Source organism: Shewanella sp. 0m-6, from assembly GCF_052977325.1.
Map to the genome: position 1 here is coordinate 143,292 of NZ_JBRIMD010000002.1, position 16,072 is coordinate 159,363.

Below are 16,072 nucleotides of genomic sequence, written 5' to 3' on the forward strand. Positions count from 1 at the left end.
CACGCACTGAGTACCAGCCATGAAAGTTAAAAATGAAACGCCTTTACAGCAGGATGACATTTTATCGTTTGCAGATAAATTACATCAATCAGGTTGTGCACCCTACGCCGTTGCCCAATACACTAAGGCTTATGCCAACGAACATGGTGTGGCGATCGCTATCGATGTCACTCCAACCAAAATGGTGACGGTATTTGAGCAACCAACCCAAAAAGTGGTGATGCAAGATAAAAATCCACCTTCGGTAAATTTACGGAAATTGATAACAACATTAAAAAATCAAAAGGCTGATGGAATTGCTAAAGGTGCTGATAAGTATTCCAAACTGACCCTCTGTATCGCCAATATGTTACTGCCACCAACCTATTTAATGTTGGTTGGCAGTACTTATCTTGCCGTCGGCATTGCCTTCATGTTAGGGCTACTAGCCTGGCTTTCACAGGTAGTGTTAACGGGTGAACGTGCGATTCTGATTGAGTTTTTAGTCGCGTTAGTATCAAGCTTTGTGGTTGGGGTTTTAGCTTCTCATTTTCCAGAGCTACCCGTGTTAGCCCTATGCGTCTCATCAATAGTCCTGTTTATACCAGGGCTTACCGTAACCAATGCCCTTGCAAGCCTAACATTAAATGACTTTCGTTCAGGCATAGAACTCTTGGCGCAAAGTACACTCATCGTCATAAAAATTTTTATCGGCGTCGTATTGGGTTTGAGCCTATCGACTCAACTCTTCGGCAGCACAACAGCAGGCCCCTTTGTTAATGACATCCCTTTCAGTCTGCATATCCTAGCTTTAATCGGCATATCTGTCGCAATTGGGGTCATCTTTAATGCCAGTGCGAAAGATATTGTGATCGGATTACCCGCAGCGGCAATTGGCATGTGGGGCCCTCATTGGTTTACCTCTGACTGGGTAGTAGGGACGTGGATAAGCACTATGCTTATTACCCTATACGGACTCGCTGCGGGAAGAATACGCAATGTTCCCGCGCTGGTATATATCATCCAAGGGATCATTATCTTAGTACCGGGAAGTCGAATAATTGTTGGAGCGAGTGAGTCTTTCTTTGCTACCGCAATCTTACCGATCCCAAGCATAGGACTATCAGCATTACTGATGTTTTGCGCCATTATGGCCGGCCAAATCATCATCTATTCTATCTTTAACAACCGATTTATCTTTACCCATGAAGATCGCTAGTTTTTATGAGTTAACGCAGAACGAATCAATTAAAACCAGGGGGAACCCGCTCATTTTTCAAACGGAATTTCACCTTTCCAATATGTGTTGAGAGGGTTTCATCCTTCATCGGCGATTATTCCATGGTCAAAAAAACAACTAAAATGGCGTCATAAATTGAAGTGTTCCCTGACATATATACCCACTCGACTTAAAACCAGTGGAGGCAAGTGAGTCAGCACTCAATGCCAAATGAACTGAACTATGGAGTCTATTATGACGATGTTTTATCGCTCGGCCCTCGCTGTACTTGTTTCGTTATCTTTAGCTGCGTGTGGCGGTAGTGATGACAATTCAGAAGTCACCAACCCCGATCCCGCACCAGAGATACCTGCACCAGTTGAGCCCTTGCCAACGGAGCAGGTAGCGTTGCAGATAGGTGATAACACCCTGCAAGCACTGCGTGAATCCGTTGTCGTCAATGATATTGATGGTGCACCTGCTCGTGTCGAACTTGAGGTATTTAAAGGACTTCCCTATGCCAATGCAGCACGCTTTGCTCACAGTGAACTCGCAACATTGGCCACGATCAGTGATGCCACATCATTCGGCAATGCCTGCCCGCAAAACCGAACAACTATTCAGGCCCAATCGGAAGATTGCCTCAACCTCAATATTTGGCGTCCTGAAAATACCACAGCATCGGAATCATTACCCGTATACGTGTTTATTCACGGCGGCGATTTTGAAGTGGGTTCAGGTTCAGACCCTTTAGTGCAAGGTGACAATGTGGTGGCGCAGGGCGCAATAGATGGCAAGCCATTTATCGCAGTGACCATCAACTACCGTCTCGGTATTTTGGGCAGCTATTGGCAGGATGGCAGCAAGACACCTGAAGGCGGTAATTTTGGCTTGGGCGATCAAAAACGTGCACTGCAATGGGTAAATGAAAACATCGACTTGTTTGGCGGTAACCCTAATAACGTGACGCTTATCGGCCAAGGCGCTGGCGCAATGTCTGTGGGGATATTGCAACAGAGCCAAACTCAAGACAATATCACTGGTAGTTTTTTCCAGCGCGCGATCATGCAAAGCAACCCTTATGGATTTGATTATAAATCCTATGGCCAGGCACAGACCTTTAACGGCAAGTTGGCCCAATACAATACAGAACTGTACCAAACAGAAAGCCTAGCTGAGCTCAGTCTGACTGAACTGCTGGCCGTTCAATCTAAAGCAACTGGACTTGTATCAACGGTCGGCACCTGGTCTGGCATAGACTGCATCGATACCGATAATTTGGTTGGCAGTGGCCTGTGTTTCGCCAATAAACTAGACAGCGAGATAACACCACAGCACCACCTGAAACCATTTGCGCCCTACATAGAGTACCGTGCCAAGGCGTTCCTGAAACCTGAAATTAGCGGCTACCACCTGACCACTCAGCCCGCGCAAACCGAGTACACAGTGCCTACGGTAGTCGGTTTTAACAGTGATGATGGCGCCACCACCAGCTTTTTGCCTAGCCTAACCTCTTTAATCCCAACCATCATTGAGTTAATCAAAGAGATGAATGAGGCACCAGAGGGGATCGAGCAATCAGCACAGACTATTCAAACCTGGTTGGCTTCGCAAGACAACTTGGCTCAACTTGGGCAACGCCTGATGCAGCTGACACCTGCACAAGTTGACGCACAGGTAGACCTTGGCGATATGTTGCCAGGTAGCGCCTACGAGGCCATAGTTAAATTTTTCTTTGGACTAGGCAATAGTGAGCTGGCCAACAAGTTACTTGCACTGACCGATTACGCCCCTAACGACGAGAGTCAACTCTCTGGCGCAGCCGCAAACATGGCGCAGTTTAATCAGTTGGCCAATGAAATGCTGTTCAGCGGCCCTGCACGTATCAAGGCCAAACAAACCAGTGATAACGGCTTGGTTGCATCCACCCTATATCAATTTGACTATCAGGCTAGTTTTAATAGCTGGACAATTTACAACGAGGAAGAAAATATCTATCTGGGAGACCTCATAAAATCAATCAGTTGTATAGGTAAAGTGTGCAGTGGTGCAGAGTTGCCATTCATCTTTAACAAGCCATACAACCTAGCTGGGAGCCGAGTAAAGCCAAGCAATAAAGATAGTGAGTTAATGAGCAAAATGTCACGCGTTTGGTTTAGTGATGAGCTATTTGCTGACAATCAATACGACACCGCTACCGATAATGTTATCGTCATTGATAGCAATATCGAAACCGTCACCAGCTGGGACAAAACCAAGCACTCGGGTGTTGACCCAAAATTACGAAACGGACGTTTAACTGGCCTAGAAAATTTAGGTCTACTATTAGGCTACTTCAATAAGTAGCCAAAAGATCTATCCCCCTCTATCAGCCAGCTAGGTTAAACCCTAGCTGGCTTTTTATTATCCGAATTAGGATCTAAAAGCTCATGAATATAAAGATACCTAGGCAGTGGCTAGCGATCATGTGGGTGTCACAGTCCTTGCAGCTATTAACCGGCTGCGCCACCTCTTATACAGAAGTAGAGGCATCCTTTGACTCAGATTGGGCACAGTATCCTTACCAAAGCGATGTGTACCTTATTCCATCGGCCTCAGAAGCGCTAGCACACCGCATCGACTTCATTCGCCAAGCACAGCACTCGGTTGATATAACCTACTTATTCTTTGAATAAGGACACCACAGGATTATTACTATTTAACGAGTTAAAAATTACAGCCACTTTTATCAAGTGGTAACAAAAACTACAGATCAAAATACCGTGGTGGTTAATGCGATTGCATCAGCTGTCGGCAACTTAACCAGCATGGCATTTATCCGCAGCGCAGTGACACCGGTATTTGACTCATTGGCCAAGCAGCAGGATAACAAGCCCTATTTCATAACCCGTGTTGAGCGATTAATGGATAGCTCAATAAGTTGCGCTAAGAAGGCTGTGATCTCAACACCTTACGTTTTCCCCACGCAGCATAAATTTAAGATTATTGAAACGCTGGTAAATAATGGCGCAGCGGCCAGCTTAATCAACAACTCATCTGCGTCAAATGATTCTGCCTTTGTGCCTGCCGACTTTGAAGAATATCGTCCGATATTAATGAAGATGGGCGTAAATCTGTATGAATTTAGAGATGATGCCTATATAAAGGACCATCTTTATCATGTCGATACTTACTACCACAATAGGACTTTCATTTTTGACGATAAGATCTCCTATATAGGCTCATCCATTTTTGACCCTCGCTCTGACTTTCTCAATATTGAATTTGGGATTGTGATTGAAAGCGAAGCCTTTGCCAAGATACTCAACACCTATTTATTGGTGCACACAAGAGTACAACTATTGGCATGTCACTCAACAGTCTGACGGCAGTATTCGTTGGCAGTCCGCTGATGAGAGCCTCGACACTAATCCTAATTATGGGGATTGGTACAAACTGCCAGACTAGCTTATAAGGCAGCTGGAAGATGGATCGGAACTCTAAACAGAAACGGTAATGAACAGGAGCGGTTATTGATACCGCTCTTTTTTATGTCTGGATGTTTAGTAGCGGGAGGGGTTTAGCATTTAAGCATCATCTAGTCTCAAAAAAAGCCCACTAGTTGAGGGCTTAACTTAAGTCACTCATGTTATTTGTATTCGATAACCCGAGCGACGTAATTAAAGTCACCAGAATCACCGTGATAATCACGATATAGATCGACAGAGAAAAAAGCGGGGCTGTGCTCATCGATGCGGTCTGCAATTTTACGGCTCAAAATATCAATATCTTTTTCACCATAAACGTAAAACTTATGCGCAGTTTCAAGGTTAAACGCTTGTGCTTGCTGGCGGCTAATATAGATTTCACTAAACACCTCTTTAATAAAACCTTTATATTCAATTAGCTCAAAACTGGCATCTTCATCGATGGTGATAAAGAATTCTGTCTCCTCAGTAACCGACACTAGCTGCTCCATCTCTTGAACCACCTGCGCCGTTTCACGCTGTTCCAATGTGGTCGCCGAGACATTCGTAGCCAACGTAAGCAGTGTTAGGGTGATAAGTGTTTTCTTCATATTATTACCTTTTGGTAAGTTTAAGGAACTTCAGTTGACCAAAGTTCAGTGGATGTAGCTTTGCTATAGCCATGCTGGTACAAGGCTTTCATATACTGTAAGTCGAACATATCTTTGGTCGATTTAGGTGCGTTAAACTCATCATCCATATAAGTAAATGAAAGTTCTAACCCACTATTTTTACTGAAATAAAGCATTCTATACAGGTCACCTTTAGCTTGTTGAATCGTCATACTGCCAAGACTTCTACTTAATAAGTCAACACCCTTATCCTCAGTTGCCTGATAGGGAACTTTTAACATGCCGTTACGAATAACATGTACCTGTGGCGTCGTCGTTAAACCCAAAGCCTCATTGATCTTGCCGTAATCAACATTGACCACTTCGAAAAACATTTGCACCGTAAGTCCGCCATCAACATGTAGCTCTTCAAGGGTCTTATCACCTTGGCTAACCTCAATAAATTGTGGTGGAAACACCCCTGGTATTGATGAACTCGCGGCCAGAATTTGATGGATCAATGTGACCTTGTTAGGTAGATCACTCTCGGCAATGCGACCAAGGTTCCAAACAACCAGCTCTTCAGAGTCAAAATGAGTGCTGCCAATAAATAACCGACGACCAGACTGATGCTGCACAGCAATCTGCTCAATCATTTCTGCCGTGTAGACGCTCTGGATAAATTCAAACATCTTTTGTCCATCGGTAAATGCATCCTTAATCAGCGTATTTAGAAAATTACGTTTACCTAAAATAAGGTCGTCATTAAGGCTAAGCATGACCCCTTTTAGACGTGGGATCTCATCCCCACCCACAAATACAAATGGCGCCATCAGTGAGCCAGCACTAATGCCAGTAACAATGCTGTACTCCTGCAATTGATTACTGTCGTATAAGCCGTTAATAATTCCGGCACCAAATGCTCCGTTAGCGCCGCCGCCTGACAACGCAAGAATATTTAACCTTTCGCCACTCACCTGCAACGGCGTCGTGCCCTCTTGCGGATCAAACAAAAATTCTGATGAGTCGTCTGCCCAAACTCGATAGGGTTCAGTGGCTAAATCTGTTGCACTAGACTCAACCGTTACCGCTCTGTAATTATCTTTGGTTACTCGGTTTTCAAGGGTGTGTGTTGAACTACACGCCACAAGAAACATCGACAAAAACATCACCATAGATAAAGACTTTGTGTGACCCATTACTATCTCCAAATGACTTATCACCACTGTCTGACAGTGATACTGAAAACAACGGACAACAGCCTTATGTCCAACTGATAAAATACTGCTAGTGGTATTCCCCTCACCAGCACTGCTACATTCTTGATTGTGGGTATTTTATACAGATAATTGAGAAGCCATTAATCGCATATGAAGGGTTAAACCCTACAATCACAACTCGACTATTTGATCAGGAAAGCTTCACGGTGATAGAAGGATTTGACCCTTCAAAAGGAATGTGGGTGATAGCTATGGCTCAGGTACATTAACCTTGTCCGATCCGTTTTAATCTATAGGTCAATTATGAGCAGAAAAAAATTATTATTGAGTACTGCACTTCTTATATCTGTGTCGGCTTACACCAAAGCCAACATCATTGTCGATAGCAAAAATGTCGACCCCCAGCAATATCACGCCGATATGTATGAGTGTGAACAGTTAAGCCAGCAAGTTGAACCACAGTCGTCCAATTCGCTAGGTCATGACATACTAAAGTCAACAGCTAAGGGGCGGCCATCGGCGCCGCTGGCGGTGCAATATCGGGTGGCAGTGGCTCTAGCGGTGCCAAAGCGGGGGCGGGAATAGGTTTGATTGGCGGGGCATTAAAGCATGGTGCAGATAAACGCCGAGCAGAACAAAAATTCGATGCTCAGACCCAGAGTGTTATGCGTAACTGCATGGTCGGTCGCGGCTATACGGTACTTAACTAAGCCTTATGCTTTAACATTGCAGCTGTGGGCAGCAAGTAGTCGATCCACTCAAATATAAACATGCCGCGAGTTAACGCGGCATGTTTAATGTTAATCAGCATTCATAGCTAATGGTTTCAAATTGAATCCATTTTAGTGTTAAAATTATACAGTACTAATCAATAATCGGATTCTATAAGGTGGCAGCTGGACGAACTATGCTGTGCCCCACTACTATCCCAATGGTAATCGTCAGAGCTACCACAAACATTTGAAAAAACTGTTGTGCACCAAGTAGTAACTCTCCTCCCGCCATTGCCGCTAGCCCTCGAAAACCAATACTTCCACTGACTAACATCACAACAGCAGGGATTAATACAATAGAACTTGGCCGTCCAGTCTGTCTAGCCCAAAGGTTAGCGATCACCACAGCAATTACTGTGCCGATAAAATTCCCCATATTACTGTCTACCAATGCACTGCCCGCCATGACCCCTAAATAAGCAATATTCGATACCAGTGCAACCCAAAATAGATCACGCGGTGGAGTTTGAAATACGAGGCACAAGCCAACAATTAGTATAGGGAAAAATATCAACAACCAAAGTTGTGCAATTGGTACCGCTGTTATACTCGGTGTATCTGGTAATATGGCATTAGCGAAACTAATCCCAAGCCAACCACCGACAATTAACTTTACCAGACAAAACAAACCATTCATAAGATTAGACATACCTGACAAAACCTGCTGCTCAACTAGTTCTCCGGCACCTAGACTGATGGTATATCCAGGCAAAATAATCGCTATTGCTGATAGAGTAACCAATACTAGATTCAGTTCTGGTAACCAAAATATTTTCACCACAGTTGCCAATAAGCTTGAAATAAAAGCGGTAGACAGGGGCATCCAAGCCATCGCGGTAGACCCTAAACGCCCTGAGGTAATTACAACACCAAAAACAAGTATGCTTAACAGTGAAGAAAGTAACGTATCCCACCAACCACCACCTAAGACAGGTGCAAGCCCTGCACCAACAAAAACATAACCTAACACGATCCACCAAGGTCCCCATGCAGGTGGTATTTTATCAATTTCTTCAAGTTCAGCCGTTGCCTCAATAAGTGACAAGCTGCTGACTTCTAAAGCTTTAAGTAACTCCACCAGGCGCGCTAACTTATTTAAATCCACATCTGAACTTGTAGGGAAAATCTCTACTCTTTGAGGTGAATCGGGTGCTTAACGTAATGCGAATATGATTTCAGAGGGAGTAGACCTAAACACACCACAATAACAAAACTTACTTGATAAAGAGACTAGAAATGACTGTAGCCTACTGGCCGTAGAACCATACTTATGGGCTGCAAGACCGACTTTAATGATGAACTGCAACGCATCGTCAAATGCAATTTTTTCGGCTGCAGAATGACTACTGCCCACTAACGGTGCTGTAGAAGTTGTAGCTGATTTTATATCAGGTGAATTTTCCATACTCGCCTTAATGAACGTTCGTGTGGGTTAATACTACTCGCTATAATTATAATAGGGTTCCCCAAAAGGACTGCTGGCTTATAACAACCAGTAGTCCTTATCAGTGACTTACTTTGACTACACCTTTCTTCTCATAGGTTTCAAGAGCATCAGTAGCTTAAATGTTTAATGGCTTATGCTGGTGTGACTTACTCTGTTTTGTGCAATTATCTTGTTGCTGCTTTAAGTGAATATACTCCCAGAGCACGATATGCCACGTAAGATACTTGAATTGCTCTCTAGCCGCCGGCAAGTTTCTTAGCGGCTGCCCTAAGATAACCCGGAGAATGATCTACTCCAGCAATTTTCTCGTCGTTAGTAGCAAGTCCAAAATACACACCGCAGAAGTCACGCGCAGGATCTACGTAGATCCCCTGCCCCATATTGCCGTGTTTGAACATAGCCCCGTCCTTGAAGGCGTGATCCCATTGAGCCGTATTCAAAGCTGGAGTCTCACCGAACCATCGCTGGCCATAAGCCAGTTCAGTGGACCCCTGATACGCGGATGGATTACCCATGGTCTGAATCAGTTTCAAAAGCTCGTCGCTTATGAGTTTATTTTGTGCTACAACGTTCCAGCTAGGGGTATAGAGTAGCGCATAACGTAACATGTCTTCAGCTGTGGTAAAGTTCATACCAGCAGCAATGGGTGAACCGTCCGGAGTAAGACCGACGATAAAAGGTGATCGAGCTCCGATCTTCGACCAGACACGCTCATTCCAGAGCTGCTCCCATGCCATCTGAGTGACTTGCTCTGTGATCAAAACCAGAACTTGCGTGGTTGATGAAGAATACCTAAACAGGTCGCCAGGCTTCTCGTTTAGAAGTGGCTTGGCCGATTTCAGAAGCTTACGCCACTCGCTCGGTTCACCAGCCCCACCAAAGGCTGCCGTAAAGAATCCTGAAATCCAAGATTTTGGATCCACAAGGTTTTCGAAAGTTTCTTCTGTATCTAGCGCCACTGACATGTTCATGGCATTCTTAACAGAAATATCGTCCCAAGCTGTGCCTGCAAGTTCAGGAACATAGGCAGGCACCATCTTATCGAGATCGATTTTACCTTCGTTTGCAAGCATCGACAGTAACAGCCCCACCGTGGTTTTAGAGGCTGACATCCACACGTGGTAATCCGTAGGGTTCATACCGGGATAGGTCTCGAACACAACCTTACCTTTATGGGCCATCATCATTGCCTGCACCTGTCGTGGTCCGACGAGATAGTCACGCAGTTGCGGGTTAGTCGAGCCATCAAGATTAGTAAAACTCAAGTTAAGCAGAGCAGGCTGAATATCACGTTGCAAAACACTAAACTGATCTGGTGCGGCTACCACTCTGGACTTGAAAAATGACGGAATATTCAGGTTATAGAAGACGGAATCTTCGTTCCCTGACTGCCAGTTAGGGAAGGTACAGCGTTTAGTAGCTGCCTCAATATACTCAAGTGACTGCGGCTTCTTCCAGCGAGCCATAGGACTATTAACCTCTAGGGGCTTGTAGCCCTGCCCACCAAGCATGAGCGTGTTCCCGTAAAGGAACCGTCATTCTCATTAATTAGTTTAGTTTCAACCTTACCCGTGTGCTGTTCCTTAGCAGTAGGATCCAATTTGGTCTGAGAGTTGTTCATATTGCGCTCCTGTTTAACCACATTATTTTCTGTTTAAATATTTAGTTCAATTTCTACTCGATGTTACCGCCGACGTTAAATGCCGTTCTCCCTATTAAAAGTAAATCAACTGACGGTACTGACTAGTAGAACGAATTTAATCTGCTGATGGACCTATTATTAGTGCAAACTGCAGACTCAACTAATCGCAATTGATGGATCGAACCATACAAAAGTGTATTGAGTGCTTATTAAGGATACAAATCATTCACTGCATTATTATTACGCTACTCCCCACGCTCATAGATAATGAGTTTTGCAGTTGAAGGTTGTGAGATCTTTAAAGTGATTGAGATCGAATACGACGTGTTCAGCATATTTACCGACTTACAAACGTCCTATATTACGCATTTTGGGGATGTAGGTTCGATAGTCCAATCAGCATTTAAACGAGTACGTAACATAACTTCTATCAATGTTACCGCTTTATACTCCCCCGTTAACTTATTTATTAACAAAGCGAGCAAAGCCCCCGCTAACACGGACTTGCCAAGGTCTCACGGGTAAAGGCACATAATGCCTTCAATTAATGCCCTTACTGTTCACCCTCACATGGCATATAAGGCTATATCCGCACCAACAAATAGCAATGCGCGTTCGATCATGCGTAGATCTTCTTTTTTAACATCTGGCTTTAAATTAATGACGACGATTTAATCAAAATTAGTTTGACGTAACTCATTTATCTTATTTTGGGTTATAGCTTTGCCGTACCATGGAAGCAACATTTTGCTTGCTAACACGCAAATTTGAGTACACAAGACTATGGTTGAGTTACATTCAACTCACTAAACGGGCTAATTTTTGGCGCATCTGAATTTCATCCATGCCACCTATCGGAGCTATAAAAACTAAACGTGTTGAACGCTTTTCATCGGCATCCCATGGCTCACCCACAGTGACATTGGCACGCTGGCCTGTACATTGGAAAATACAGCGATGCTCTGGACGATCAATTAGGTTTAAGATGCCTTTCATACGATAAGCATCGACTGAAAACTGCTGAAGTAGTGGATACAGACTTTGCAAAGACAAGGGCTGATCGGTCTCAAAACTAAAGGTGTCGAAACTATGATTTACATGATGATGGTGGGCGTGGCTATCGCGTTCATGGTCATGATGCTTGCATTGGCTGTGGTCATGACGTTGGTGTAAACAAAAGTCGTCATGCAGAGAAATCGCTTGAGGTAGCCTTTCAGGTACATCAAATAGAATCGGTAAATCGACTTTAGCAAATTCAATATCGACTAACTTAGCAAAAGGGGCTTGCGTGCGACACCAGGTTTTGACAACTTCGAGTTGCTCACTTTCGATCAAATCAACTTTATTAACCAATACAATATCAGCGACTTGAATTTGCTGCTCAGCCAAGTTGGCCATAGGTCCTTCCAAAGAAAGTACATTGGCGGCATCAATAGTCGTAACGATAGCATTAAGCGGCGCATGGGCTTGTAATTCAGGGTCTTCAAACTTCAACGCAACTTCTTTAGGCTCGGCAATCCCCGAAGTTTCAACGATGATGTGGTCGGGGCGCTCCTCAAGCGACAGTAAACGCATAACTGATACAACCAGACCTTCAGCAAGATTGCAGCATATGCAGCCATTCTCTAAGCTAATCATGTTGTCGCTTTGGGATTTAACCAACTCGGCATCGACATTAATAGAGCCAAAATCGTTAACGATAACCGCCATGCGCATACCGTTTGCGTTGGTAAGAATATGGTTTAACAGAGTGGTTTTACCTGCGCCTAAAAATCCGGCTAATATCGTCACTGGAATTGGTTGTTTATTCATAACGTGCTCTCTCTAAATTTGGGTAAAATGTGTCTGTAAATGATGAAGGTTAGGGCTTATCTCCCTAACCTTTCTTATTGCTAATTACGCCGATACATCACGACGAACAGGTTCACCTGGCATCGCATCAAGTTTTAGTTCACCTTTCTCTATCAGTAGTGATCCGTTAACCAACAGATACTTCATCCCCGCCGCTAACATGTTAGGGTGAGTAAAAGTGGCTGTGTCTTTTACCTCTTCTAACTTGAAAATGGCTAAATCTGCATCCTTACCGACCTGAACTCGACCTTTGTTTTTCATCTGTGGAATTGAATCTTCAAGAATACGACAAGCATTTAAACTAGTACGCTCCATCGCCTCAACCAGCGATACAGCTTTATACTCGTTAACATATTTATTGATGAACCTTGAATAGCAACAAAGCGAGCGAGGATGCGCAAATGCATCGGCTGGTAGTGGCCATATATCACCTTGAATTAGCTCACCTTTGCTGTTAAGCCAAGGCATTGCATCAGAGGCAATAGCTGCACCTGGAAATAGCACTGAACGATCCATCTTATGGCGATCATCTTTGCTCTCGTCAGGTTTCAAAAAATGCATCACTACAACGGTTCCTGGTGCGGTCGCTTGCAGCTCGGTGACTTTTTCCTGCGTTAACGCTTTACCGTTAGTTTCCATATAACTGGCACTTGGCACGCCCCAACGCTGTAACCAATCGTCACCGCGGAACACTTCTGCGCCAACTGCCGACGATCCTGCGCCATAAGGATAGGCCTCGGTAGTGATAGCTAAACCGTTATCAACAGCTGATTGTATTAGATCGGCACAATCTTCAATGTCCTGCACAGACGTACTATTCAAGTGACAGATATGCATGTGCGCACCAGTGGTCGCGGACAGACTAATCAACTCTTGATAGGCTTCAAAACTGGATTTTGGCTCAGCACTATTTAGGTATCGCACATGAGTATAAGTGGGTACCTCATAGCTTTTAGCAAGTTTGGCCAGTTGATAATACTCTTTATGACCATAGCCTGGTGCATAACCGGCATTAATTCCGATCCCTAAACCGCCCTCTTTGAGACCTTGCTCAACTGAAGATAAAATCTGCTGTAATTCCTCATCCGTCGCTAAGGTATTTTGCCAATTTGTTAAGGCAAACGCTTTTTGGAACCAAATGATGGTGCCATCTGCTGGCGAAACGTCTTTCTCTTTCGCCATTACACGGGCATAAGTCCATGCTACCGATGCGCCATAATTAATGGGGCGTCCCTCTTTGGCGCAATCATCATAGTACTTACTAATTGGCAGCAAGCCTGACTCCATCTCCAATGCTGTGGTGACACCGTCGAATGCTTGTGCACGAGCAGCAGGAACTTGTTGACCATGAGCATGCATGTCAATAAAACCTGGTGCTACCACTAATCCAGTGGCATCAATGACTTTATTACCATGTAGCTTGTTATCAGAAATTGCGGCAATACGTTTACCTTTAATTCCCACATTTCGAATCCCATCGAACTTAGTTTCAGGGTCAATCACGCGGCCATTTTTGATGACAATATCAAAAGGCCCTATTTCATTGGCCATTAGTTTAATATCTTGGTTCAACAGCTTTTCTGGGGCCGCATGTAATATTGAGGCAAATGGAATGGCAGCAGCTCCTACAGCCATTTTTGTCAGCGTGGCGCGCTTAGACTGATCGATCTCTATATTATCGGTTGCACTTGAGTTACGTTTATCTTTCATTTTAAATCTCCTTCAATTCACAATGACCGTCAGCAAATATACAGCCCATGAGTAGGTACTTGATGACAATTAAAATAATAATGATATTGAAGTAAGATAAGAACTCACATATGAAGGGTCAAACCCTTCATATGTGAAATATAAGAGCGTCAAGTAGTACGCTTAATATTGATTAAACGGATCATATGGTGGAAGAGTTTTATTATATTGACTCTATTAAGGCACTAAGTGTCAATCCCCTGCAGATAATCTAGCGGTTTGTTCTGGGCACTCTCGTGACGCTCTATCTGAGTGGTGTGCAAATATTGCGAGGTGGTGTCGATACTCTCGTGTCCGGCATCGGCTTGTACGTGTGATAACGGACGACCGTTAATATTGATGTCGTGGGTAATGCCTGTGTGACGAATATTGTGGATACTTAAGCCGCGCATTTGTAGGGCATCTTCGATAAAGCCATCTGTTTCGATGCTAATCGCCGCTATTTCGATGATCTTATCGACTTCGTCTCGGATATGGCGTATTCCGAGGTTTGCATTTACATTGCCAACTTCGCGCCCTCGCCCAGCGGCTTTTTGACGTACGATTAATGGATGTTGCTCAGTAGCAGAGGGATAATCTGACAGCTTTAGGTAACGTCGATAATCCACTAACGCAGCTAATAATGCTTTAGATATTGCCACGCTTCGACTCTTGCCCCCTTTACTCTTAGGGATATGAAAACTCCAGATCCCAGAGTGACGGTTTTGTTTAAACTGGCTCATCACCGGTGAGTAACCCGCCCTGGCAGAGACTTCTGATACGCGCAGATAACAGGAGTAGATAAGTTTAATGAGGAACAAACTACGTTGGTGTAATTCAGGCTGTGCTTTGGCCAGTTTCTCAACCGTGGACATAATGTAGGACCACTGCAACTCGGTAAATGCCAACTGATTATCGTCGTCAGTGTTGAGGCGGTATTTTCGGCTAGATGAAAAGCGGCTCTTATTGAGCCACATCTGCGCAGGATTCCGCTCACAATAGTCCTCACCCATTAAGTAGCTATAAAAGCTAGATAGAATGGCTATCTTTGTTTTGAGTGCGCTATCACTGAGGACATAGGGTTTTATCTGGCCATCGACCTTACAGCCTCTAAAAGGAAGCCAGCTTGGATTGGGCGTTCTTATGTCGCTGGTTTTATCTTGTTTAAATTGGGCGACATTAAAGTAGCCAATAAGGTCTAACGGCGGGTGCTTGCAATAGTCGACATAGAGTCCGATCTCTTTGCGCCCTATTGCACTAACGTTCAGTTTAATCACATCAAAACACCAATGTAAAAATGTCGTCAGTTCGCTTCTATAAGCTTTATAGTTGTTTTCATTGTACTTTTGCTCAAACAACCAATCGGTAGCTAACTCGTAGGCGAGCCCTGCTTCATCGAGTGAACTCAAGCTAAGTTGAGTGATGCGTTGATTGACAACGGGATTACCCTGTTGAATAAAATCGATGGAATCAAAAAATGGGATAACCGGGGGTAATTGCATAAGTAGAGCCAGTAACAATCCGTATATCACTATCTTAATCAGTAAGATGAAGAAGCGATATGGTTATTTAGGGTTTAACCGGCTTAAATGGGCGTATCGCTTAACAAGCGATCAATGTGTGCATACTTAAGGTTTCTATCACAGTTTATGTCACAACTTATGTAACAGTTTGCGACATTAAGATCAGCTCAGAGCTTTGTACATCAGAGCTTAGTACATCAATTTTTTGTACATTAGGGCTTTGTACATCAGGGCTTTCGGCAATAGCGCATTGGTTTTTACAATGGTCTTGGCACTGCTTGTCGCAGTGAATGCGTTTCTCACAGCTCCATAAACAAAGTTGCCAAACCGCTTTTTTGGTGTCGCTATCGAGGCATTTGAAATCTGCGGCGCATAGTACGCCTTGCTGGATAAGCTTAGCTATTTTGTCTTCAGAGATACTGATATTTAACTGTCTGGTTGGAGTGGTCATGATGAAACCTCCCAATGCGATTCATTTAAAAACAATATACCCACATGAGAATGATAATCAACAACTGTTTTGTGAATGCGTGATAACTGAGCATTGTTTAACCTAAACCCAAACCCAAACCTAAACCAAAAGCTTGGTGTGCTTAATCTGTGCTTGAGTGTTTACTATTAATAAACAGGCCG

General features: G+C 43.9%; 14 protein-coding genes. 5 read left to right on the forward strand and 9 right to left on the reverse strand.

Annotation, left to right across the window (positions count from 1 at the left end; genetic code table 11):
* Nucleotides 1–19 precede the first annotated feature (19 nt).
* The 4 genes from ACVBJC_RS02255 (at nt 20) to ACVBJC_RS02270 (ending at nt 4,563) form a co-directional block, all read left to right on the forward strand.
* Nucleotides 20–1,198, forward strand: a complete 1,179-nt coding sequence (locus tag ACVBJC_RS02255) for a threonine/serine exporter family protein (protein WP_447159249.1) — start codon at nt 20–22, stop codon at nt 1,196–1,198.
* A 255-nt stretch (nt 1,199–1,453) separates the two neighbouring features.
* Nucleotides 1,454–3,544 (forward strand): carboxylesterase family protein, encoded by a 2,091-nt coding sequence (locus ACVBJC_RS02260; protein WP_447159248.1) that lies wholly within the window; start codon nt 1,454–1,456, stop codon nt 3,542–3,544.
* Nucleotides 3,545–3,627: 83 nt separating this feature from the next.
* Nucleotides 3,628–3,873 carry a hypothetical protein gene (locus ACVBJC_RS02265; protein ID WP_447159247.1) on the forward strand — a complete coding sequence of 82 codons (246 nt, stop codon included), beginning with the start codon at nt 3,628–3,630 and terminating at the stop codon, nt 3,871–3,873.
* A 57-nt stretch (nt 3,874–3,930) separates the two neighbouring features.
* Nucleotides 3,931–4,563, forward strand: coding sequence for a phospholipase D-like domain-containing protein (locus ACVBJC_RS02270; protein WP_447159246.1), 633 nt, complete (start codon nt 3,931–3,933; stop codon nt 4,561–4,563).
* Nucleotides 4,564–4,826: 263 nt separating this feature from the next.
* On the opposite strand, the gene ACVBJC_RS02275 is transcribed toward ACVBJC_RS02270, so the two are convergent.
* Nucleotides 4,827–5,255 carry a hypothetical protein gene (locus ACVBJC_RS02275; protein WP_447159245.1) on the reverse strand — a complete coding sequence of 143 codons (429 nt, stop codon included), beginning with the start codon at nt 5,253–5,255 and terminating at the stop codon, nt 4,827–4,829.
* A 20-nt stretch (nt 5,256–5,275) separates the two neighbouring features.
* Nucleotides 5,276–6,454: a patatin-like phospholipase family protein gene (locus tag ACVBJC_RS02280; RefSeq protein ID WP_447159244.1), complete on the reverse strand. Its 1,179-nt coding sequence runs from the start codon at nt 6,452–6,454 to the stop codon at nt 5,276–5,278.
* A 324-nt stretch (nt 6,455–6,778) separates the two neighbouring features.
* Between ACVBJC_RS02280 and ACVBJC_RS02285 the strand changes: the two genes are divergently transcribed.
* Nucleotides 6,779–7,060, forward strand: coding sequence for a hypothetical protein (locus tag ACVBJC_RS02285; protein WP_447159243.1), 282 nt, complete (start codon nt 6,779–6,781; stop codon nt 7,058–7,060).
* Between the two features lie 297 nt (nt 7,061–7,357).
* Here ACVBJC_RS02285 and ACVBJC_RS02290 read toward each other — a convergent pair whose 3' ends face one another.
* The 7 genes from ACVBJC_RS02290 to ACVBJC_RS02320 form a co-directional block, all read right to left on the reverse strand.
* Complete coding sequence (locus tag ACVBJC_RS02290; RefSeq protein ID WP_447159242.1) at nt 7,358–8,353, reverse strand: threonine/serine ThrE exporter family protein; 996 nt, start codon at nt 8,351–8,353, stop codon at nt 7,358–7,360.
* A gap of 48 nt (nt 8,354–8,401) precedes the next feature.
* Nucleotides 8,402–8,653 (reverse strand): hypothetical protein, encoded by a 252-nt coding sequence (locus tag ACVBJC_RS02295; protein WP_447159241.1) that lies wholly within the window; start codon nt 8,651–8,653, stop codon nt 8,402–8,404.
* A 278-nt stretch (nt 8,654–8,931) separates the two neighbouring features.
* Nucleotides 8,932–10,206 carry a serine hydrolase domain-containing protein gene (locus ACVBJC_RS02300; protein WP_447159240.1) on the reverse strand — a complete coding sequence of 425 codons (1,275 nt, stop codon included), beginning with the start codon at nt 10,204–10,206 and terminating at the stop codon, nt 8,932–8,934.
* A gap of 929 nt (nt 10,207–11,135) precedes the next feature.
* Nucleotides 11,136–12,149 carry a CobW family GTP-binding protein gene (locus tag ACVBJC_RS02305; protein ID WP_447159239.1) on the reverse strand — a complete coding sequence of 338 codons (1,014 nt, stop codon included), beginning with the start codon at nt 12,147–12,149 and terminating at the stop codon, nt 11,136–11,138.
* 84 nt (nt 12,150–12,233) lie between these two features.
* Nucleotides 12,234–13,898: an amidohydrolase family protein gene (locus ACVBJC_RS02310; RefSeq protein WP_447159238.1), complete on the reverse strand. Its 1,665-nt coding sequence runs from the start codon at nt 13,896–13,898 to the stop codon at nt 12,234–12,236.
* 224 nt (nt 13,899–14,122) lie between these two features.
* Nucleotides 14,123–15,418 carry a tyrosine-type recombinase/integrase gene (locus ACVBJC_RS02315; protein ID WP_447159237.1) on the reverse strand — a complete coding sequence of 432 codons (1,296 nt, stop codon included), beginning with the start codon at nt 15,416–15,418 and terminating at the stop codon, nt 14,123–14,125.
* Between the two features lie 157 nt (nt 15,419–15,575).
* On the reverse strand, nt 15,576–15,890 hold the full coding sequence (locus tag ACVBJC_RS02320) for a hypothetical protein (RefSeq protein WP_447159236.1): 315 nt from the start codon (nt 15,888–15,890) through the stop codon (nt 15,576–15,578).
* Nucleotides 15,891–16,072: the final 182 nt, after the last annotated feature.